The sequence below is a fragment of the Myroides sp. DF42-4-2 genome, assembly GCF_030326445.1.
In the GTDB taxonomy this organism is placed as follows: domain Bacteria; phylum Bacteroidota; class Bacteroidia; order Flavobacteriales; family Flavobacteriaceae; genus Flavobacterium.
On sequence record NZ_JACAKI010000019.1, the window covers coordinates 36,393 to 58,040 of the forward strand.

28 protein-coding genes and 3 tRNA genes are annotated in these 21,648 nt (G+C 35.0%); 6 read left to right on the top strand and 25 right to left on the bottom strand.

The window, feature by feature from the left end; all coding sequences use genetic code 11:
• Positions 1-4: 4 nt before the first annotated feature.
• The 6 genes from HX062_RS13105 to HX062_RS13130 form a co-directional block, all read right to left on the bottom strand.
• Positions 5-769 (bottom strand): hypothetical protein, encoded by a 765-nt coding sequence (locus HX062_RS13105; protein WP_286385889.1) that lies wholly within the window; start codon positions 767-769, stop codon positions 5-7.
• A gap of 432 nt (positions 770-1,201) precedes the next feature.
• Complete coding sequence (locus HX062_RS13110) at positions 1,202-1,831, bottom strand: Crp/Fnr family transcriptional regulator (protein WP_286385891.1); 630 nt, start codon at positions 1,829-1,831, stop codon at positions 1,202-1,204.
• Positions 1,832-1,843: 12 nt separating this feature from the next.
• Positions 1,844-2,257 (bottom strand): YeeE/YedE family protein, encoded by a 414-nt coding sequence (locus HX062_RS13115; protein ID WP_286385893.1) that lies wholly within the window; start codon positions 2,255-2,257, stop codon positions 1,844-1,846.
• Between the two features lie 5 nt (positions 2,258-2,262).
• On the bottom strand, positions 2,263-3,567 hold the full coding sequence (locus tag HX062_RS13120) for a hypothetical protein (protein ID WP_286385894.1): 1,305 nt from the start codon (positions 3,565-3,567) through the stop codon (positions 2,263-2,265).
• Positions 3,568-3,623: 56 nt separating this feature from the next.
• Positions 3,624-4,181: a YeeE/YedE family protein gene (locus HX062_RS13125; RefSeq protein WP_286385895.1), complete on the bottom strand. Its 558-nt coding sequence runs from the start codon at positions 4,179-4,181 to the stop codon at positions 3,624-3,626.
• Between the two features lie 80 nt (positions 4,182-4,261).
• Positions 4,262-5,524 carry an FAD/NAD(P)-binding oxidoreductase gene (locus HX062_RS13130; RefSeq protein WP_286395953.1) on the bottom strand — a complete coding sequence of 421 codons (1,263 nt, stop codon included), beginning with the start codon at positions 5,522-5,524 and terminating at the stop codon, positions 4,262-4,264.
• A 206-nt stretch (positions 5,525-5,730) separates the two neighbouring features.
• On the opposite strand from HX062_RS13130, the gene HX062_RS13135 reads away from it, so the two are divergent.
• Positions 5,731-6,516, top strand: coding sequence for an RteC domain-containing protein (locus HX062_RS13135; protein ID WP_286467709.1), 786 nt, complete (start codon positions 5,731-5,733; stop codon positions 6,514-6,516).
• A 171-nt stretch (positions 6,517-6,687) separates the two neighbouring features.
• On the opposite strand, the gene HX062_RS13140 is transcribed toward HX062_RS13135, so the two are convergent.
• The 6 genes from HX062_RS13140 to HX062_RS13165 all read right to left on the bottom strand — a co-directional run bounded on the left by HX062_RS13140 (position 6,688) and on the right by HX062_RS13165 (position 10,428).
• Positions 6,688-6,849 carry a hypothetical protein gene (locus HX062_RS13140; protein WP_286467710.1) on the bottom strand — a complete coding sequence of 54 codons (162 nt, stop codon included), beginning with the start codon at positions 6,847-6,849 and terminating at the stop codon, positions 6,688-6,690.
• A gap of 15 nt (positions 6,850-6,864) precedes the next feature.
• Positions 6,865-8,643 (bottom strand): terminase large subunit, encoded by a 1,779-nt coding sequence (locus HX062_RS13145; RefSeq protein ID WP_286467711.1) that lies wholly within the window; start codon positions 8,641-8,643, stop codon positions 6,865-6,867.
• 326 nt (positions 8,644-8,969) lie between these two features.
• Complete coding sequence (locus HX062_RS13150) at positions 8,970-9,464, bottom strand: P27 family phage terminase small subunit (RefSeq protein WP_286467712.1); 495 nt, start codon at positions 9,462-9,464, stop codon at positions 8,970-8,972.
• 106 nt (positions 9,465-9,570) lie between these two features.
• On the bottom strand, positions 9,571-9,882 hold the full coding sequence (locus tag HX062_RS13155; RefSeq protein ID WP_286467713.1) for an HNH endonuclease: 312 nt from the start codon (positions 9,880-9,882) through the stop codon (positions 9,571-9,573).
• Between the two features lie 5 nt (positions 9,883-9,887).
• A complete protein-coding gene (locus HX062_RS13160) occupies positions 9,888-10,217 on the bottom strand; it encodes a phiTE_072 family protein (RefSeq protein ID WP_286467714.1) in 330 nt (109 codons plus the stop codon).
• A 31-nt stretch (positions 10,218-10,248) separates the two neighbouring features.
• Positions 10,249-10,428, bottom strand: coding sequence for a hypothetical protein (locus HX062_RS13165; RefSeq protein WP_286467715.1), 180 nt, complete (start codon positions 10,426-10,428; stop codon positions 10,249-10,251).
• 300 nt (positions 10,429-10,728) lie between these two features.
• Here HX062_RS13165 and HX062_RS13170 point away from each other — a divergent pair, with 300 nt between their 5' ends.
• Positions 10,729-11,043: a hypothetical protein gene (locus tag HX062_RS13170; protein WP_286467716.1), complete on the top strand. Its 315-nt coding sequence runs from the start codon at positions 10,729-10,731 to the stop codon at positions 11,041-11,043.
• A 45-nt stretch (positions 11,044-11,088) separates the two neighbouring features.
• Here HX062_RS13170 and HX062_RS13175 read toward each other — a convergent pair whose 3' ends face one another.
• The 7 genes from HX062_RS13175 to HX062_RS13205 form a co-directional block, all read right to left on the bottom strand.
• Positions 11,089-12,561, bottom strand: coding sequence for a replicative DNA helicase (locus tag HX062_RS13175; RefSeq protein ID WP_286467717.1), 1,473 nt, complete (start codon positions 12,559-12,561; stop codon positions 11,089-11,091).
• Positions 12,562-12,563: 2 nt separating this feature from the next.
• Positions 12,564-13,217, bottom strand: a complete 654-nt coding sequence (locus HX062_RS13180) for a helix-turn-helix domain-containing protein (protein WP_286467718.1) — start codon at positions 13,215-13,217, stop codon at positions 12,564-12,566.
• Between the two features lie 65 nt (positions 13,218-13,282).
• On the bottom strand, positions 13,283-13,531 hold the full coding sequence (locus HX062_RS13185; protein ID WP_286467719.1) for a helix-turn-helix domain-containing protein: 249 nt from the start codon (positions 13,529-13,531) through the stop codon (positions 13,283-13,285).
• A gap of 68 nt (positions 13,532-13,599) precedes the next feature.
• The gene (locus HX062_RS13190; protein ID WP_286467720.1) at positions 13,600-14,334 is read right to left on the bottom strand and encodes a DUF2786 domain-containing protein; all 735 of its coding nucleotides are present in this window, start codon (positions 14,332-14,334) and stop codon (positions 13,600-13,602) included.
• A 181-nt stretch (positions 14,335-14,515) separates the two neighbouring features.
• Positions 14,516-14,695, bottom strand: coding sequence for a hypothetical protein (locus tag HX062_RS13195; RefSeq protein ID WP_286467721.1), 180 nt, complete (start codon positions 14,693-14,695; stop codon positions 14,516-14,518).
• 74 nt (positions 14,696-14,769) lie between these two features.
• The gene (locus tag HX062_RS13200) at positions 14,770-15,030 is read right to left on the bottom strand and encodes a helix-turn-helix domain-containing protein (RefSeq protein WP_286467722.1); all 261 of its coding nucleotides are present in this window, start codon (positions 15,028-15,030) and stop codon (positions 14,770-14,772) included.
• A 2-nt stretch (positions 15,031-15,032) separates the two neighbouring features.
• Positions 15,033-15,284, bottom strand: coding sequence for a hypothetical protein (locus HX062_RS13205; protein WP_286467723.1), 252 nt, complete (start codon positions 15,282-15,284; stop codon positions 15,033-15,035).
• A 156-nt stretch (positions 15,285-15,440) separates the two neighbouring features.
• Between HX062_RS13205 and HX062_RS13210 the strand changes: the two genes are divergently transcribed.
• From HX062_RS13210 to HX062_RS13225, 4 genes are all read left to right on the top strand, one after another.
• On the top strand, positions 15,441-16,142 hold the full coding sequence (locus tag HX062_RS13210) for a S24 family peptidase (protein ID WP_286467724.1): 702 nt from the start codon (positions 15,441-15,443) through the stop codon (positions 16,140-16,142).
• A gap of 26 nt (positions 16,143-16,168) precedes the next feature.
• On the top strand, positions 16,169-16,435 hold the full coding sequence (locus HX062_RS13215; RefSeq protein ID WP_286467725.1) for a hypothetical protein: 267 nt from the start codon (positions 16,169-16,171) through the stop codon (positions 16,433-16,435).
• Positions 16,436-16,456: 21 nt separating this feature from the next.
• Positions 16,457-16,960: a hypothetical protein gene (locus HX062_RS13220; protein ID WP_286467726.1), complete on the top strand. Its 504-nt coding sequence runs from the start codon at positions 16,457-16,459 to the stop codon at positions 16,958-16,960.
• Between the two features lie 65 nt (positions 16,961-17,025).
• Complete coding sequence (locus HX062_RS13225) at positions 17,026-17,595, top strand: hypothetical protein (RefSeq protein ID WP_286467727.1); 570 nt, start codon at positions 17,026-17,028, stop codon at positions 17,593-17,595.
• A gap of 218 nt (positions 17,596-17,813) precedes the next feature.
• On the opposite strand, the gene HX062_RS13230 is transcribed toward HX062_RS13225, so the two are convergent.
• The 6 genes from HX062_RS13230 to HX062_RS13255 form a co-directional block, all read right to left on the bottom strand.
• A complete protein-coding gene (locus HX062_RS13230) occupies positions 17,814-18,902 on the bottom strand; it encodes a helix-turn-helix domain-containing protein (protein WP_286467728.1) in 1,089 nt (362 codons plus the stop codon).
• Between the two features lie 75 nt (positions 18,903-18,977).
• Positions 18,978-19,631 (bottom strand): hypothetical protein, encoded by a 654-nt coding sequence (locus HX062_RS13235; RefSeq protein ID WP_286467729.1) that lies wholly within the window; start codon positions 19,629-19,631, stop codon positions 18,978-18,980.
• A 154-nt stretch (positions 19,632-19,785) separates the two neighbouring features.
• On the bottom strand, positions 19,786-20,949 hold the full coding sequence (locus tag HX062_RS13240; protein ID WP_286467730.1) for a phage integrase SAM-like domain-containing protein: 1,164 nt from the start codon (positions 20,947-20,949) through the stop codon (positions 19,786-19,788).
• Positions 20,950-21,279: 330 nt separating this feature from the next.
• Positions 21,280-21,361: transfer RNA gene (locus HX062_RS13245), tRNA-Leu, on the bottom strand.
• A gap of 94 nt (positions 21,362-21,455) precedes the next feature.
• Positions 21,456-21,528, bottom strand: a tRNA-Lys gene (locus HX062_RS13250).
• 44 nt (positions 21,529-21,572) lie between these two features.
• Positions 21,573-21,645 (bottom strand) — tRNA-Lys (locus tag HX062_RS13255).
• Positions 21,646-21,648 lie beyond the last annotated feature (3 nt).

Here is a 21,648-nt window from a genome sequence, read left to right on the forward strand (position 1 = left end):
ATCATTACCTCATTTCCAGTTTTGCAAACTTTCCTTGGCTATCGGTTTCCAGACTGTAATCTGAGCGATCACCTCTTAGTGAAATTGCCCAATATTGTTTGTGTGGATGCGAGTAATAGGTTACCGAAGAAGGGAGCTCTATAAAACCTATCTCGTCAAACCTATTGATGACCTCGTATAGAACCTGATGGGCAGTACGCAACTTGATAGTGGCGAGCGGATAGGAATTTCCCTCCATATTCTGCAAGTCTCTACTAGTTAATTTTACAGGATCTTTTTTTGCCCATTTTCCGGTTTTGCTTTCATGCCAATACCAATCTACTTCGTTGGGGTTTGACGGATTGACAATAGGCAAACGTACTCTTTGGTGCTCTACAAATAAGGGAGAAGAGTATAACAGTATGTCTTCCGTATTTAATACTGTATATAATTCGGCTTGGATTTCATCCAATCTCTCAGGTTGGAAAAGTAAGGATATCTCAGTTCTGTTCCATTTCTCGATTTCATGCGTCAGCATTGCCATGGTGTAATCAAACTTTAGGCTATCAAGTGTTGGATATAACCCCTGGATGAGCTCACGGTATTTTTCAATCGTTTGGTTTTGTGCTCTGAGCTTCGAACTAAAAGGGTTGTGAAAAGTATCTTTTAGATTCTCTTGCGAATCTTCTTGATTGTTAAAGGTGTCTTCGACTGCTTTTTTTACATAATCGCAAGAGTTCAAACTAACAATTGCAACAGACAATAAATAAATTATTCCTAATCGTTTCATATGTTATTCTATCAATTATTACTCGATAAAAGGGTGTTTTGTGTGCCATCCATCTTTTTATAAAATTATGGATATAATACTCACTTTATATTAATTCAATATTAATATCCCGTTATCTTTTAATTCTTTTAGCCGCTCAATTGTATATTCTTGTTCAGCGAGTTTCATTTTGTGTGAGTTTATTTCGAATTCTTCCGTTAATTTATGTCTCGTTTGGCTTACTTCATGCAATTCAAAAATTGCCGCCTCGTTACCATCAACAAGTTTGTTGACACTAAGACCAGCCACAAAATAGTAGATAGAACTTCTTAAAATGACAGAAATGTCGATTGGTTGGCAAGAAATATACGCTGGATAGCTAATTCTTCTCTAAGTATCAGGTCTTTTTTGAAAGGAGAATTTATTTGTTCGCCTTTGGTTTCTTCCATAGCGTTAGTTTAACAATTCTATGTTATTGCGGTTTAGTTTTATTTTTCCTTCATTTTCCAATGCTTTCAGCAATCGGGAAATTACTACACGGGAACTGTTTAATTCGTAAGCAATTTCCTGGTGGGTTTTAGTAATAATATTCGAATCGTTGATCTTACTTTTCTCCTGAAGATAGTTGTAAAGGCGTTCATCCATGTGCATAAAGGCAATATTGTCTATAGCAGCGAGCATTTCATTGAAGCGATTGTTATAACTTTCAAAAACAAAAGCACGCCAGCTTTTATATTTACCCATCCATTCTTCCATTTTCCCTACGGGAATCATCGCTACCAAACCATTATTTTCTGCCACTGCCCGGATTTCGCTTTTTTTATCGCCCATACAGCAGGTAAGTGTCATAGAGCAAGTATCTCCTTTTTCGATAAAGTATAGTAATAGTTCACCTGTATCAAAATCTTCACGCATAATTTTGATAGCTCCACTGATTAGCAAAGGCATGGTTTTGATATATTTACCAATATCTATCAATACATCTCCTTCTTTGAATTCGACAACCTTAGCGACAGAAACGATTTCGTCAATGAGCTCTTTTTCAAATATCCCCCGGTAGGTTTCACGGATTAATTCTTCCATATTTATTTCGATTTAATGAGGCAGCTTGTTTTTTATCAGACCATAAAGCCACGTTCCTAATAACGCCCCTAAAATTACAACTAAAATCGGGAAATATCCTGCACCTGTCATTACAAACATTGGACCTGGACATGCTCCCGCTAACGCCCAGCCTAAACCAAAAAGAATACCACCTATTAAATAGCGTGGAATACTTTTATCCTTGTCTGCAATAACAATAGGATTTCCAGTAATATCTTTTACCTTGTTTCTTTTGATGTATTGTACTACGATTATTCCTACTGCCAAAGCAGTTCCCATTAAACCATACATGTGAATGGATTGAAACTGGAACATTTCATAAATCCGGAACCATGATGCGGCTTCAGATTTGTACATAACAATTCCGAAAAAGGTTCCGATTAGTAAGTAAACTATATTTTTCATTGCTTTTAAAAATTAAAATTTGTTATTAGATTGATTTGGTTGTAATCGCTTCTTTGTGCAACCAATTGTGTGTTATGCTCGTTTTTATTTTTTTTCCAGACATACAGCAACTCAATATGAAGCCCTTTTAAGAAATTGGTAAACTCATAATGCAATCGTGTATTTATCTGGTAATAATCATCGATGTTGTATTTGTTTAATTCATAGTTTTTTATGGCTGCTCCGTGAGTAGTAGTTGCATCGACATTCAAAAATAAATGTTTCCAATTGTACTGATACCCGATAGCAAAGACATCAACTCCACCCAATCCTTCTATACGGCTTCTGGACATAGATGTATAAAACTGATCCCGACCCAATTCTTTCGGGAATAAGTACCTGCTGGACTCAAAAGATTTGGTATAGGCTGCTTTAAATTGTGATGAACCATTTTTGTATTTCAGTATACTGCTGACTACCTGTCCGTTTTCGTTCGGCTGCACATATCGGTTTTTATAAGCGAGCGTTTTTTGGTAAGCATCAGGTATCTGGTAAGAATAAATAATGCCAAGCTCCCAATTTTTTTTTGCATACTCCAATTGCAACCAAGAGGTGTTAATGAATTTATCCAAATGAAAATTCCAGAAATTGACTTTCAAATTTTTAAATTCCTTTCCCAAATGCACAATCGCTAATCCTTGTGAATGGGTTGTTTCTTTATAGTATGCTTTTTCTCCGTTTGGTAAATATCCGTTATCTGTCAATCCGATAGCCTCTTCCATTGAAAACCATTCGGTCATTGATCTAGGAGAAACCCTATGTATCCATGCTACATCAGCCTGAAATTTTTCATTTTTATGATGTAACCAACCTCCCTGAAAAGCAAAAGGCTTCATTCTTCCATCGCTTTTATTCAATAAAGGCGTATATTCTACTGGGATTTTCCCATAGGTTACGTAAGAATTTTTCCAATGATATTTGATATACAGTTCCTCCAATCTGTCCAAATCTTTAAAATTGTCTTTATGATTCACATCAAATAGTTCCTGTTCCCATCGTGATGATTTATTGGTCTGATCGTAAGGTTTATTCAAATCAGATGAAAACAGCTTATAGGTAAATATTCCCGAAACACCTAACTGAAAGCCTTTATACGATTTGGTTTTATAGCTTAATACGCCTCCAGTGGCATTGGCATAATAATCGTTTCCATGATTGTTTTCAGTCATCAAAAAATAATTTCGGATATGTCCGCTGATTTCGCCTTCTTTGAGATAGGAAACCAAAGATTTATTTTCAACAGTATCTTTTATATGATTTTCCTGTGCCATTGTTGGTTGAGAAAGTATAGCTACAACCAGTATTACCAACAGCCTTTTCATCGGTATTAAAAAATTAAAGGAAAAATGAGATGTACCATAATTAATCCACCTATAAAGAAACCAATAGTTGCTATCAAAGACGGTAACTGTAAATTACTGATACCTGATATAGCATGACCAGAAGTACAGCCACCTGCATAACGTGCTCCAAAACCAACCAATATTCCGCCAATTAGTAGTATAGCCAATGTCTTAGGATCTGAAAATGCTTCCGTTCCAAAAAGTTCTGTAGGTACGTATGCTTTCCCAGCACTTTCAAAACCTATTTCCTTTAAATGCTCAACCGTTTTTGGGTTTAAGTCCGGTATTTGATTATCCGACAGATAATTTGAAGCTACAAAACCACCGATAATAGCTCCAATCATTACCAATAAATTCCAGCGTTGTGCTTTCCAGTCAAAACAGAAAAAATCACAAGTCTTGCCGGCTCCGCTCATAGTACAGAGTGTTCGCAAATTGGACGACATTCCAAAATTTTTACCTACGTAAAGTAGAATAAACATCGTCAGTGCAATCAATGGTCCGCTAACATACCACGGCCATGGTTGTAAAATCCATTCCATAAATTATAGTTTTATTCTTTTTTATTACTGCAAATTTCAGTTTATAAAAAGAGATAGTCTGTTACATAGGTTACACAGGACTAAACATCTTCGCCTTTCATCATTTTTTGCCAATAGAAATAGGGAAGCATGTATTTTTTTAACAGCCACAAACGCCAGTGTTCTTTGGAACTGTCGCCAATCAGCATCATTTTGAGTTTTGGGTCGGGCGTGAATTCATTTTTGTAATTAAACTCTGCCAATACCATTTTTCCATAACCTGTTACTAGGGGACAAGATGAATACCCTTGGTACGATTTGTTGTCGGCAGTTTTTCCTTTTATTAGTTTAAGGATATTATCAACCACTACAGGAGCCTGTTTGCGTACGGCTGCACCGGTTTTTGCGGTTGGTAAAGCAGCTACATCTCCAATTCCGAAAATATTCGGATATTTTTTGTGTTGAAGACTATTGATATCCACATCTAACCAGCCTGTTTCATTTACCAAAATAGACTCTTTCACAAACTTTGGGGCTGTTTGGGGTGGAGCTAAATGTAACAAATCAAAGGGCATTTCAATCAATGAATCACCTTGTTGCTTTTCTCCCAACACATTGCCTTCATTCACTACGCAATTATTTTCATCGGGAGCAACGCTTTTGAAATAGACTATTTTTTTATCGGCATCTATTTTGACTGGAGCATAAAAAGGTTTAAAATGTACATTGTATCGATGGATGACTTTCATTAGTGTATCTGCAATTCGTTTCACTCCAAATATGACAGTACCGGGAGTTGCAAACACTACATTTGATTTCTTGTCTAATCCATTTCTGCGAAGGTAATCAGCTGCCAAATACATAATTTTCTGTGGAGCTCCGCCACATTTTATAGGGGTTGTAGGTTGGGTAAAAACCGCATTTCCACCTTTAAAGTTCTTTAGGCATTCCCAGGTGTATTTAGGATCTATATAGTTACTGCATACAATGCCTTTTTTTACTGCTTCTTCCAATCCTTCTATCAGGGAAAGGTCATTTACTAATCCGGGAGCAACCACAAGATAATCATAACTAATTTTGATACCTTTCTTGGTTTCAATCTTATTTTCTTCAGGATAAAAAGATACTACGGCATCCTGAAGCCACTCTACGCCTTGTGGGATTAAATCCCGCATAGGTTTTGCCGTTTTGGCGAAATCATATGTTCCGGCTCCGACCAATGTCCAGGCAGGTTGATAATAGTGTCTCTCTGCCGGATCAATGATAACAATGTCAAGAGACTTATCTTTTTTCAAAAGTTGGGCAGCGGTCATAATTCCGGCTGTACCCGCACCTATAATGGCTATTTGATAATGTGATTTCATACCGTTACTATTTATTATTATTCGTAAAAGTATATTTTGGGAATAAGATAGTCTGTAACATATGTTACTGAAAGGCATATTTATGAAGAATAATATTAGGCTAAGTAGCTGTAGTAGTTATAATAAAACATTTATTCATTAAAAATTGAAGTATTATAAAGTACATTAAAAACATCCTTTTATCAATAAGGGAAGAAGAAAAGAAATTGGATTTAAACTCACAAAATGTAATAGAAAGTACACGTGAAGTTGTTTCTTTTTTATTGTCTAAACTGGAAAGATTACGAGATTATATCATGGAAAATGGATTTGAACAACCTAATCAAGAAATTGAATTTTTCAAGAAAATAAAACCCGAAATACAAGGGAAATTAATTTTCTATAATAAGGTGTTCAAAATTGAGAGCAGTTGTCCAAGTGAGATGTGGGATGTTCACAAAAAATATTTTTCGGATGAACTACAAAAGATTGAAAATATTTACAGAGAAAACACCTGCAATTGCCCTTTCTACAGATATTACCGGTCGGGACGTATAGATCGGGATGAAGAGTTATTTATTAGGGGGCAGATAAATATAGACAATGGGCTTAATAGTCACATTTTTGAATCTGATCACAGATTTTCTACTTACTTCGATTATAAAGTAGCAAGAATAATAGGTGATGAATTATTTTATGATTATCTCATTTTTCGTATAAATAGTGGATTATTTGATATGACTAAAGCTGAAAACTTACAACAATTGGTATGGACGGAATCAAAAAATGCTTTGATAGAACTAATTTATACTTTGCATGTTAATGGAGCTATATTGAATGGAAATATAAGTGTTCGAAAAATAGCCTCAGCAGTCCAATCTGTTTTCAATATTGAATTAGGGGATATACACCATGCCTTTCACCGAATGAAAATGCGTGCTGGTTCCAGAACAGCCTATTTGGATCAATTAAAAAAATCTTTGGAAGAGCATATGGATAAAGATTTTGAATAATTAATATTTTCAAGCAGTGATTAATTTCACTGCTTTTTGATTTTTGTATCATTTATGATCTTGTTTTCAGACATATGTTTTCATATATTTGCTGTGAGCTAACGGAAACACATTGAAAAGCAAAGCAATAAGCACCGTTACCAAATCGTTACCTGACTTTTTTGATTATCCTTATAAAAGCTTAGTATTCAACCGATACAGCTTTTTCCTGAAAACTTTAAAATAAAAATCATAAAACCCCTCAGTTGAAGCAATCTGCTTCATCAATTCATTTTCTTTTTTTAGCCGTTCATTTTCTGCTTGAACCGCTAAATGATGTTGTGTTATCGTCATAATTTACAGTTTTGGTTAAATATAAACTTCTGCTCCAGGTTTGCTGTATTTCCCTCCTTCATCTTCCTCAACTGACATTGATCCACCCAGCGCCATAATAATTGCTATAATTCCATCGATTCGCTTTCCTCCTTTGTTGGATTGCCCTTTATGGACCTTGATATTGTCATTCGCATCGCGGTAAACAATACAACCGGAAAGCATCCATTGCAGAATCGGATTACCATCGTGTTTTATTTTTCCTTCATAGGTCAACTTCTCAAACTGTTTTGTAGGAAAGGAGATCACTCCTATTGCCTGACTAAAGAAGCTCACTTCCATCCCCTCTTCGGTAAGTTCCTGTGCCATCTGTTCACAGTTCCACTTGTCCGCTTCAATTCTATTTACATTTAATTCTTTGTAGGTTGAGCGAATTGTGTCCTTCACATATTCATAATCTACTACGTTACCAGGTGTAGCAATTAAATATCCCGCATCCACCCAATATTGATAAGGCACGCGATCCTCTTTACTGCGATGTTCAATCGTATCTTTTGGACAAAAGAAATAAGGCTTCACGTATCGATTCATTTCTTCGTCCGGTTCTGATACTGCCAAATAACAAGTGATATCCGTTGTTGTCGAAAGGTCAAGCGCTCCAAAAGAACCAAATTGCGTAAACTTGTCCATCGGAATTTCATCTACCTTATTAGCCATCCATATTTCATTCGGAATCCATATCGTTGGCGCATCCACCCACATGTTTAAATGCTTCGTTTTAAAGTTTGGTATCTTACTCGGTTGGTTCCGCGCCTTGATATATTCCTTCTGAATATTGTCGATATCTAAGCCAAATCCCAAAAGCGGATTTGCCTTAAACCAATTATCCTCATCCTCCCAATCGTCTCCCTCATCTAAATCGTGAATCATAATCCAAAGGTGGTCGTCTTGATTCCTTCCTTCCAACACTTCTGTAACTGCTTCTTCATATCGCTTGCAGGCGCTCATTAAGTTTACACCAGCTGTCGTGATATGATAAGTAATTGGCTGCTTCCTGGAGACCGAACTTGATTCCAAATTTTCCTTAACCGTATCATCTTTATGCGCGTGATACTCATCAATGATTGCCACGTGGGCGTTGATTCCATCCTGTGTCTTAGAATCACCTCCCAGCGGCATCATAACTGATTGCGTTCTTCCAAACTTGATTTCCTTTTGAAAACACTGGAATCCCATATTGCGTAAATTCGGATTTGCTACTGGAGATTCAATAAACATTTTAGCCTGGTTCCAACAGATTTTGGCTTGTTCTTCTTTGGTCGCTCCAACGTAGATTTGTGCCCCCATCTCCACATCAAAACTCATACAAAACAAAGCAAGTCCTGCCATTTCTGCGGTTTTTCCGTTTTTCTTGGCGCGTTTGTCATAGACTGTATTAAATCTACGTACTTCCGTTTCTTTATGGATCCAACCGAAAATATTGTAAATGGTAAACGCTTGAAAAGGAGCTAAGAAAAAGCGTTGGCCCGCCATCTTTCCAGTTGTATGATTGAGGAAATTTGGAAAGAAGTTAATCGCTCGCATTCCTTTGTCGTGATCAATAGTGAATCCTTTCGTATCTGCTTCTTCAATGAACTTGTAAAACCGCTCAACAGCGAGCTGTATTTTTTTTCCTGTTTTCAGCTTTCCATTCCTCACCATTGCTGCATACTGAAAAGCTGGTGAAGAAAGCATTTCTTTTGTTAGTTTCATTTTATTTATTAATTTTGTCTTAATAAAATCTTCTAATTCAATACTAAACCCAGATTTTCTCATATCAAGAAGTCATTTAGTTACTTATTTTCAGAAAACAGTTTTATTATTAACAGCATTTTTTTCAGTCTATTCGATAAAATTAGAAGAATAATATGATAATAGTTTTTATGTATATTAATACAGAAGGATATGCTTCTCAAAAACTACTAGATAACAAAAATGCGCCTTTAATTCGATGTTTATGAAAATAAATCTCAGTCACAAGGGCAAAAACAACACATTTAGTCTAGAAATTACGTCTAGAGACATTTGTATGTTTTTCATACTTCTCTACGAATTGATATCCTAAATGAGAATCTAAAGGCTTCATGTAAATGGAGTCTTTTTTATCCAAATTTCTGATTCAAGAAACCTGTAAACAAATCACCTTGTCCAGGATCTCCTTTTGGTACATCCACCAATTTATTTCTATCCTTAAACGAAAACCCAAAGTGTTTTGATAACTCGTCCATATCCTTGATCATCTTTTCGCGGATTGTTACATATCCGCTCACGTTTGTTGCTCCAGTTGCAAAGGTTTGAATCAACCCTCCTTGAAAACCTCTCGCATTGATTTCCGCTTCCGCTTGGATATAGAAATCAATCGTAGTTGCCAATCGATGTAAATGAACCAAGTCGGGTTTGGTCAATTTATTTGAACTCACCAACTGCTCACCAAAATACTTGTACCAAAACTTCTGGTCCTTTGTCAAATTGAACTTTGCCATTGCAGCTGGAAGCTTATCCAAGACATCATAAAGCTGCTGATTCTTTCCAGTGGTAGTTGCAGTTTCCCATTCTACAATTTCACCACTCATGTTGAATACTTTTTTCTCTTTCATTTTTGTAAAATATTAGTTATCAATTTCATCCCCCCCTCCCCTAAATTCATCGTGAGTAAAATTCTCATTAACATGCGATGTACAGGTAGTCCATTTTCGGGAGATTTTACCCCCTATCCCCATGCGATTCGCGAGCGGATTTTTTATTGTGACAGCTCGCGCACATCGGTTGAAGGTTGTCTTCACTCAGTCGTTCGCCTCCTAGGTTGATAGGCTGGATGTGATCCGCTACAGTTGCAGGAGTAACCAAGCCTTCTCGTTCACATTGCACACACAACGGATTCGCATCTAAGAACGATCGTCTCAACTTGCGCCAAGCTCTCGAGTTATAGAACGCTGAGTTGCTTCTTACATTTCGTTCAAACGGCTTGCGCTCTACTACCCAAGGACGCTTTATACTATCTATTCTCTTTGCCATACCTTTTACCACTTAGGATTATCAATCAAATCTTGTTTTAAAACCTCTTGAAGTGTTGGAAGTATTTCCTTAGCAAATCGATGACAAGCTTTTTCACAAGCTTTTGAATATAGGATGTATGTATTGCCTTGATACATCTTTCGCCCAAAGTATTCAACATCCAATCCACACAAAAAATCTCTAAAATCATCTCTACCTGTATGTCGCCAAGCAAAGGAAAGATTTCCCCAATCTGTAACAGATGCAAACATTCCATCTGATGTCAATACTATTTGACCTAACCAACTACCATCACTCTTTATGAGTGTATAAGATTTACTTTTTACTTTCATCATAATCTAAACCACTTACTACAAGTGGGAAGTTTTAATTTCCGATTAATTTGTCGATATAGGCCCTTATTTCTTCTTTTGCTATATTATATCCATAGCACACGTCTATACTACTGTATTTAGTATCACTATAAGTACACCCTTCTCGACCTGTTTCATAGGAGGGATTAGTCAAGATATCTAAACCTTTTAAAATTTCTGTATTTGTTTTCATTAGTCTAATGCTTACGTGAGTAGGATAAAAAACCCTAGCATTAGTTCTAATATCAATTCCATTGAACCATACATTTCCATTATCTACTATCTGAAAAGATTCAATTCTCACATTTTCTATATTTCCTTTAGTGTTTTTGTAAGGAATAATATCACCTATTTTCATAATCAATAACCACTTACTACAAGTGGGAAGTTTTAGCTACAGTAAAACTGTATATTTTGTTAATTATCAATACTTTATTTTTTTTACACATTAACATTCTTTACATTTAGGATAACCAATTTTAAAATATTTATTATGAAAAAATTAATGATAATGGGAGCATTTTTGCTTTCAGCCGGAGCTTTCGCTCAATCAGCAGATATAAAATCAACCTTTGCTGAATATGAAAAACAAGGTTATATACAAATTGACTCCTCAACTATGTATAATCCTGTACGCGAATGTTGGGTTGGACTAGTATTTGGATGTGATGAAAACGGAGAGCGTGATGACAACTCTGACATATCTATTAAAGTCACTTCATTCTATAGAAAAGGAATTGATGATAAACAAAGAGAATATTGTGAAACAGGTACGATCGCTAATCCTAGAGAGTGTAATGGAATCTAATATCTACAAACCTGAGTTAATTGTTTAGCTCAGGTTTTTTTAAACTCAAAACGGTGTATCATCCCCAAAAGCTTCAGCAGCACTCACTGTCGGAACATACTCACAAGCATTACCATACACATTTGATTCTTGCTGATTGCTTCCATTCTCGTTACCATCTGTTGGATCAATAAACTTTGTCTTATCACCAATCCATTTCAGAAACGTCGTTCCTACGGAACCAGCGCGATACTTAGCGAAGATTATTTCCGTATCAGCTCCTTGCCTTATCATTTCATCGTACTCCGGATTGCCGTTAATATCTATGTTGTAGTATCCTGGTCGATAGATAAACTCAACAATATCCGCATCTTGCTCAATAGATCCCGATTCTCTAAGGTCAGACAGTAACGGACGTTTAGAACCACCACGCGTCTCAACCGCTCTAGATAACTGCGACATCACGATGATAGGAATATCCAACTCCTTTGCCAACAACTTCAATCGACGACTCACCGAACTCACTTCATTCTCTCGGTTATTTCCTTTTGTCTTATCGCTGATCAACTGCAAATAGTCAATTACCAACAACTTGATATCATGCTTGCGCTTCCAACTTCTCGCTTCAACAATGATATCCGAAATATCATTCACTCCTGAGTCCTTCATCACAATCTGATATTTTGCCATCCTTCCTGAGTGAGAAATAAATGTTTGAAAGTATTCAGGTTTATCGAATCCCGTTTTCATCAACTGCCCTAGATGGAAGTTCGTATCAATCGAAACCATACGAGAAGTCAACTGCAATACAGGCATTTCCAAAGAGATCACTCCAACAGCATTACCAACCTTTGCATTTTCAATAACCGTCTTCAACGCTTTAGCCGTTTTACCCATACCAGGACGCGCAGCAACAATTACCAAATCTCCATTTTGATACCCCGATGTATACGCATCGATTCTTTTAAACCCAGTTGGAACTCCAGTCACTTTACTTTCGCCAGTGCTTTTAGAAATGAACTCCAATCGCTTCGCTAGGTCCTGCAAAGATTCCGCAATGGTTACACTTGAACGTCCTGTTGTGATTAGTTCTGTAACCATATCGAACTCTTTGTTCCATCGCGCAAGCAAATCAAACACATCAACACTCTCATCCATTGCAGAAGCAGTCATTGAAGCATTAAAACTTACAATCATCCGCCTAAGCTTGTATTGCAAAAGAACTCTTGAGTGATACTCGATATGTGCCGCTGACATACTATTTTGAACTAGAGACACAACCAAGCCTTCAGCGGCAATTCCATTTGCACGCAACTTCTGCGAAACGCTAATCATATCCACGGGTAGCGAACTCGAATACAACTCTTGAACCGCTTCAAAAATCTGCATGTGTGCTAGAACATAAAAGACCGAAGAATCTTTGATCACTTGCATTGCTTCATCCAGCGCTTGCTTATTGTTGATCATCCCACCGAGCACTGTTTCTTCAGTATCTTTTGAATGCGGAGGAACTAATCCTTTTGAAATTGTTTGACTCATGACTAAAAGTGATTTCTTGAATAAGATTGTGTTTGTTGTTGCACTGGAGGCTGTTGCTTTCCAAATGCTTTGTTTTCGTTTTCAATCCAGTTAATTGCGTATCGCGTTAATCGTGCATTTATCTTATTTCCCGTCCACTCCAAACCCTCTTCAATAACTTTGCAATCGAACAGCTCGCAGAACTTTTGAAAATCTTTGATTTTCGATTGATATTGCATTAAGAACGTTTCGAATAAACTTGGATTATTTTCTTTCAAAAAATTGAGAGCGCTATTCTCTGTATTATTAATTGTATTATTAATCCTTATATTAGAGTTGATCTTTTCGTCAATAGCTATTGATCTTTTCGTCAATAGGTCTTGATCTTTTTCGCAATAGGTCTTGATCTTTTTGTCAATAGCTATTTTGCGTTTATTCCCCTCATTTTTCAGAATTTCAACCTCAATATATCCACCCTTTTTTAAAGCCGATATCCAACGCGAAATAGTCTCACTAGACACCGAATACAATTCTGAGAAATAATCATTTCCCGCCCAGCAGAATCCCTCGCGTTGAGCAAGGGCTGTAATTTCCCCATAGAGCAACTTTGCATTGGGTTGCAATTCCTTATCATACCGCACTGATGCTGGTATGATAGCATAATATCCTGGTTCCATGTAACTGTATTTTTACATTGTTATTTATTTAATATTCAACTACCTATTGACGAAATTGTCAATACCTAAAGAGCCATTTTACGCACATCTTTCACCAACAAAACATCTATACCAAACCCAAAATACTCACTGATTCTGATCAGCAGATAAAATGGAGGCTCAGACGCACCTTCTTCATACTTAGAATACCTAGCACGTGTTATTTTTAACTCATCAGAAACACTCTGCTGAGAAACCCCTTTTTTAACTCTCAGAAACCTCAAATTATCAGCAAAACGCTGTCTTTCAATATTTTCATTTACAGGCGTATCCATAGATATTTTTTAATTGATTCATTAAAAACACTGGACCAACCAAAAGATTGGTCCAATGTAAATTTTACTTACATCGACAATTGTAACATATCCTCTTTAACACTCCCATTCAGTGGCTGAACCAAATCAACTTCTTCGCTTTTTTCTTGACCTGAACGGAAAGCAGCCTCTTCGAGATTATCTAAATTCACTTTATGAACCTTTAGCTTTGGATGTTGCTTTTTAAATTCAGATTTTACTTCTTCATCTTTTTGAATAACCATAAGTCCCATTCCGTAAGGAATAGACGCTTTTCTTTGTTGATACATTTCAGTTAATCGCTCTCCTAATCGAATCGTAAAACCCTTTACAAATGAAGCCACAAGAGTTCGACCATGAGTTCCATAAAAACTTTTAGCATGAATAAATTCAAAGCTATTTTTATATTCTTCTATTGAAGAGAAAGCCAACTTCATAATCATTTTATAGAAATACATCGCTAGCCTTGCATCGGATTCGAAACCAAAAAACACGATATCTCCTTTTCGTCCAGAAGTCCAAAAACATTCACAATCAAACAACCTTGCTAGATCACCATAAAACCATGTGAAATCATAAGAAGAAACCACAATAGACTCCCTAACTTCAATAATCTTTTCAGGCTCTACACCTTCCAAATCATGTTCACATAGAAAGTTTTCCAACATCAGTTCATTAGCTTTTTTCAAAGCCAACATCGCTTCTTCTTCAGAAGCACCATTCTCAACTGTTTTATTCAGAAGAGCGCGGATCTTTCCTTTAACTTTAAGTTTTTTATCTTCCATAATTTTCAAAAAATAGTTTAGCCAAGGAGCCAGGATTCGAACCTGAAGGGATACAAAAAAAAATTAAATGAATATGAGGTTGTGAACCAATCACCTTACTCCTTGTTGTAATTTTAAATTGTTAGACTGAATAGCAAAACCGCCATTAGTGCGCCCAAAAACGCGGGCCACAAAACATCAATCAAAAGCCTTTTCCGCATTTCTTGCATTTTTCAATTCCCGCGAAAACATCCATTGGATGACATGCTTTAGTTTTTGCTTCACACTTAGCCGGATTAACCGTTGTTTGTTTCACCTTGCAGTTTTGCCCCATCATGGCCACCGCAGGTATCTCTTTTAGAATCTCTGATATATGCTTCATTGATTTGCTGGATTAACTTGTTACTAAATATTTGCCAGGACTGCTCGAAAGTTTGATAAACCATAATGCGCGATTTAAAACTTCATAACTTCCAAAGCCGACATGATCTCCGACTTTTTATAATATCTACGACCACCCATTCCATAACCAATCAATCGCCCTTCCGTTGTCCACTTACTTAACGTGGATAAATTCACATTGAGAAACTCAGCCGCCTCCTCACGAGTCATCAGTTCCTCAGGTTCCGATTTACCAAGCTCGCTTTTCACAACTTCAGTAATCGCAGCAATCAATCCAGCCGCGGAAATACCATCTAAGATTATTTTACCATCCATACCTATGATTGTTTTAAGTTTTCTAATACTTGTTCCAACTGATCGTTCAGTTTAAATTCACGACCTGTCCAAAAATTAACCAAACGATTTCCTCCATCATGACTATCTAGTTCAGGTACCTTATCCATAACTACATTCAAAAAAGATTTTCTCGTAGTAAACCCTAATCCTCTAAAATCACTTAAGATTTTTAGAGCTCTAGCCCTAATCGCTATTTCTTCATCAGCAGCGTGTATCTCAATAACTTTTTTCATACTTTTGACTAATTTGTGACATGTCAAGTAATTGACATAAATCTCATTGTGAGACTTATGTCCTGACATGACAAATATAGAGAATTACTCTAATTATAAAAACTATTTATTAGATTTTTACTCTAATAAAATAATTTATTTTATAACATATTGAAAATGAACGTAAAAGATCGATTAAAGAAATTTATTTCAAGTAAAAAAATCACAATTAGTTACTTCGAAAAGAGTATAGAAGCATCAAATGGATACATAAACAGTATTACAAAAAGCATAGGATTAGACAAAATCTCTAAAATAAAAGAAACTTATCCCGAACTAGATCTTGAATGGCTTCTCACCGGAGAAGGAGAAATGATAAAAGGAAAAGAGAAAAAACAAGAAGCAATTCCAATTACTGCGGGAATTGTAAAATATGTTCCATTAGTTTCGCAATATGCGAAAGCAGGTTATCTTAGCGGTTTTGCTGACGAAAATTATATGGACACCTTACCAACTATACCCGTAATTTTAACCCAAGAACAAGAACCGAAAGGCGAATATGTATGCTTTGAAGTAAGCGGAGATAGTATGATATCAGAAGAACATCCGGAAGAAAGTTTATTTGATGGCGATATCCTAGTATGTAGAAACGTAGCCAAAGACTATTGGAAAAGCAAGTTGCATATCAACCAATGGGATTTTGTCATTGTGGACCAGGAAGAAGGCGTAATAGTTAAACGAATCATTGATCACGACGTTGACTCAGGAAATATCACCATTCACTCATTAAATCCAATGTTTGAAAATAAAGTGTTAAATTTATCTCACATTGACAAACTTTTTAATGTTGTCAAAGTAATGAGAGATAGAAGAAGATAATATTTAACATAACACCTTACTAACTTATGGGAGGAGCAGAAATACTAGTAATCTTTCTAGTTGGATCAGTAGTGATAGGATTTGTAGCTTACAACACAAAAAAAACAAATAAAAATGCAGGCATACCTGATAAAGAGCTATCAGAGATTGATATACAACTCAAGCAACTCGAATATTTGAAAAATATACAAAAGCAATCTGAGCGATCTGCGCTAAATTTAGCCTTCATAACTTGGTTTATTATTATTTCTTTGATAATAACATTTTTTCTATATCTATCTAATTTAAAATAGCATTAAGATCTTTCTCTAACTATGAAAAAAATTATCACCATACTAACATTATTCGCTGCAAGCATTTCGTATGCTCAAACTGCTGAATACAATAAATTATCCAAAAACAATCAATCATTTACAGAATATAAATCTAAAAATGGAGATATCATTAAAGTTGGCGATAGCTTAATGATTGGAAAAGCAATGGACCCTGATGGATTCAGATACATTTCTCAAGGCGGCGGAAGAATGCACGCTACCCATGGAGGAAAACCTTTTACTATTCATAAAATCAAATCTTATGGCAAAGAAAAATCAGGTTTTACTATTTGGATTAGCTTTAAAGGTTACGGACTTCTTCCTGTAGAAGTTGATTACGAAAATGCACTTGAAGCTAACGAAATTATTAATCCAAAAGGAACTTTAACCCGCCAACAAGCGATTGATAAACTAAAAGAAAGTAAAGAACTACTGGATTTGGAAGTTATTACACAGGAAGAGTATAATGTCATAAAACAAGAAATGAGTAAACTCATTAAATAAAAAACATCATTTTTATTATTCAAAAATTATACTATTTTTGTTCAATATTTCACCTACTAACCAATATGGAATTTTTTACAGATCCTAAAACGTATTATAATGCTCTAGTTAGCGTTGTAATTGGCATACTAACAGGAGTACTTGCCTCATACATTTTTCTAAAGTACTTTTTACAGACTTTAAAACCCTCTATTGAGATATCGAACTATATATGCAAAACAAAAAGAGAAGGTCAAACTTTATATATATTTAAGTTCATTAACAAAACTAAATATGAACTTTTTGACGTCACATTAGACTTAAGTAGTTATAAAACAATTGGCGCTTTTGGAGGACAAAATTTAAGAATAACTAAAATCAATTTAAAACAATCAAAAATATCATCTATTCCAACATACAATCCAAAAAACGACAAACATCATACATACGCAGCTATCATAAGCACAGAAGAAAACTTAAATGATTTTTTTAAAAAATCCTATAATCAATCAGATTATCTTAAATTAACTGTGATAGCCAAACACTCTTTATCTGGACTAAATAAAGTATTCACCCAAGACTTTCACGCCAGTCATTGTATAAAGAACAAAAATTTTGCATTTGGAGACTCCTTAGAGTTAATTAATTCCAAATAAATAATTTTAATATAATTTATTTATTATATTTATAGAGAAAAGAAAAACTAAAAACAAGAGATATGTCAAAAATGAGCCTTAAATTAAAGAAAGAAGACGTAATCATTGGATTATAATTTACTAATAATACTAAAAAAAAACACCTAGATTAGGTGTTTTTTTATTCTAAATATCACAAAAATATAAAGGGAGTGTTTTTACAAACACTCCCTTTTTTATTATCCTACAGCTACAGGAATCCTGTTTAATACACGAACCTTAACTTTATTCTCACTTTCTATTTTAAAAATACTTTTTATCACATCCACTGGAAGCTTAAAAGCACCTACAAAATCATCCAGCGAATAATTTAATTCATCTTTATACAAACTATACGCTTTATTAAACAATTTTGGTCGATCAATATAAACATTTCCGGGCTCATGTTTACGGTACCCTAAACGACTCATTTCTATTGAAAAATACTTATATCGATTTGCATCAATACATTTTAAATCATAAGCTCTTCTAATGATTGAAGCCATAGATGTTAACCAGTAATTCTTTAACGCAGTTAAATCTTTCAACATCAAACCACGCAACTGATTCTTAATTGCATTTTCTGGCATTAAAAACTCACTAGCAAAAACATTTGCTTCGTTCTCTTTATCCTTTTCTGTTCTAAAATCCGAAATAGGAAAGTTTCGCTCATCGTGCATTAATATATGCCCTAACTCATGAGCAACCGTAAATCTTTTACGATCATTCGAATAGTTTTCATTCACTATAATTATAGGATATCCTTCATCGCTAATAAAAGACACCCCATCAATCTTTTCATTTAAATCTAACTCACAAACAATAACACCGTATCGCTCTATTAAAGAATAAATATCTTTAACTGGTTCGTCTGATTTTAATTTCATTATCTTACGAGTATATTCAGCTACCTTTTTAGGACTAAACCCGTCCTCAACATTTAATGGTTTTAATAAAAACTCTGGCCACTCTAAAGAATCAGCCATAGAATCAACAATGTAGCCAATAAACTTACATTTCAATTCAAAATCAACTATTTCATTTTTAGCTACAACACTCCTTTTTCTATAATTAGAACTTTCCAACACATCATGAATTTTGATATCATAAAACTCTTTTGGAAAACCTAAACAATTGATTATTTCTCCTTGAACACTTTCAGAAATAACAGAAAGTCCTTTTTCAAATTTAGAGAGACTAGACTGAGACAATCCTTTAATCTTATTAGATAATTGAGTCTGCGTCAATCCTCTATATTCTCTTGCTATTATTAGTTGTCTATAATTCATACTTAGTATGTTTTGAAAAATCAAATTAACTTCCATTAATTTAAGAAAAAACTTTAAGGTTCTGGTAAACTATATTTAACTAGTTTTTCTTCTTAAATTATTGTTTCTAATTCGTACACCTCTATTGTCAGCATTTTGATCTTCAACAATCTCAATGTGATCAATAGGCATGTTATTTAATTGCTCCTCAGATAAAGAAAATACAATTTTACCTTCATCTATATAAACTATTTGAGGTTCTATAAACTGCCCCATCTTATCTTTCTTATATCCGAAATAAAGAATTGGATCATAAATATTTTGATCCCCAAATAAATCAAGTGCCAACTGATTATTAATATTATCGACATTTACTGTCTTAATATTCATTGGCATACCCTTTGCATTCAGTTTTTTAAACTGAATCAAAACTTCATTCATAATTCGTAAACTAAATTTAGCATACTTACCGAATGAACAACCTTTCGGAAACATCTTAAACGCACTCGTAACCATACATTGGTTAAAACAAACCGCTTCATAATTACGAACTTTTTGTCCTGGTAGAACCTTCGACAAATAGTAATTATTATACATTTCCACAGCATTTTTAAACACTGTAAACAACTTAATTAACTCTGACCTAAGCTCATATTTAAGCTCATCTTCAGTAATTAATCGTCTTTTTCCTTGCCTATTAGGCATTATTGCGCTATCTTTGCGCAATACATTTACATCAAAATTATTCATATGTCTCTTATTTAAAATGAATAATTTACCAGAACCTCAAAGAACATCTCTGCGCCAACAGAGATTTTTTTTTGCACTACAAATATACACTTTTTTTTACAATGAATAATTTTTAATTTTAATTGTGAATAATTTTCTTTGAAAATTGTATTTTTTAATCAAAATACTCACTAAGCTCCATTGCAATGTCATTGGAGCCTTTTCCTATATATTTTAAGAACATCTGTTCCGTGGAATGGCCCGTCATATTCATTAGAAAGACTGTAGGAATCTTGCCATAGTTATTTGTAGCGAAAGACCTACGACCAATATGCGAACTAACCAATTCCCACTTTTCAAACATCCCTTTTTTCTTTCGCCATACCTTATCTGAAACTTCAACCTTCTTAGCTCCTTCTACTCTTTCATTAATCTTAGCCCCCTGGCAAACTAATTTAATATACTCATTGTATTTTTGATCAGAAAGGATTCTAGGAAATTCACCATCTCGTTTATCTAAAATAGCCAAAACCTTTGAAGAAAGTGGCACGCTCATCTCTTTACCTGTCTTCTCTTGGATAAACTCCAAAAGTGGCTTCACTTCTCCTTTTCTATTTTTCTGATATCGAATCATCGATTTTTCAAAACGCATAAAATCACCTATACGCTGTCCAGTATAACAAGAAATCAACAACCAATCTCGCGCATTATCAAGATAATCCGCAGTTGCGTTCCATGTAGCAATCTTTTCAATCTCCTCTTCATTGAGATATACCCAATCAGCAGGAACTTCTTTAATGCGTATCAATTTCAAATTCGGATTTACTTGTTCACCAAAAACCGCTGCATAATTACATACCGTTTTGACAAATCGTAACGACATCGCAATAGTATTAGTATGATACCCCTCTTGTTTACAAAAACGCTCAAAATCCATTTTAAAATCTAAGTTGATGTCTTTAATCCGCAACTGTTGTTGACTATACTTCTCAAACTTCAAAATACGATTTAAGACAACCTTATTTTTTCTCAGAGTTCCAGGAGCCGTTTCATCTTTATTATCTTCTAGATAACGATTTAACCACCCCACAAATGTAGTTGGAACACCTTTTGCACTAGCTGGATCATAGTAAGATGCTATAGCACCTATCAACCACTCCTTCGAATATCTTTCGACTGGTATTTGATTCGCGCGATCTAAAATGAAGTTCTCAATACTACTCAACTCTCCGTTTAGCTCCACTTGAAAGTTTTTAATTGCAATATCATTAATTCGCTTTGCTAAATGATACTTATTCCAATACTCCATAGTAACTTCACTTTTTATTCTTGCTTCCAAAAAAAACTTTTTCTTATCCACAGCATAAAAAAAACGTAGCGTCAAAGGAGCTTTAACACGAACAGAGCGGTACAAAAAACTAACAGAAGCCATAATTGAGTATATTTGCAGTATACAAATCAGTATACAAGATTTAAAACAGTATCGTATACAAAGGTATAAAAATGTATACAATTTGTATACTCCTAAACATTAGCATACAATTTAACACAATCTAAACAGATTACAAAAAACACCCCTAAAACAAGCTAAACAACTAAAATTCAACCACATAAAAACAAAAAAGCGATTTAGAAAAGTCTTTCTAAATCGCTTATAAATTTAACTCTGTGACCGGAATGGGACTCGAACCCATACGTCTTGCGACACCACCCCCTCAAGATGGCGAGTCTACCAATTCCTCCACCCGGCCTTGTGAGTGGGTAAATATAATTCTTTTTCTATTTTCTTTCATCAAGAAATCGCTAAAGAATTAAAAAAAGCCATTCGATTAGGAATAGCTTTTGTGACCCGACTGGGGCTCGAACCCAGGACCCCAACATTAAAAGTGTTGTGCTCTACCAACTGAGCTATCGAGTCGTTACTAATGTAACTTGTATGTGCATTTTTTTTATAAAAGATAGTGACCCGACTGGGGCTCGAACCCAGGACCCCAACATTAAAAGTGTTGTGCTCTACCAACTGAGCTATCGAGTCTAA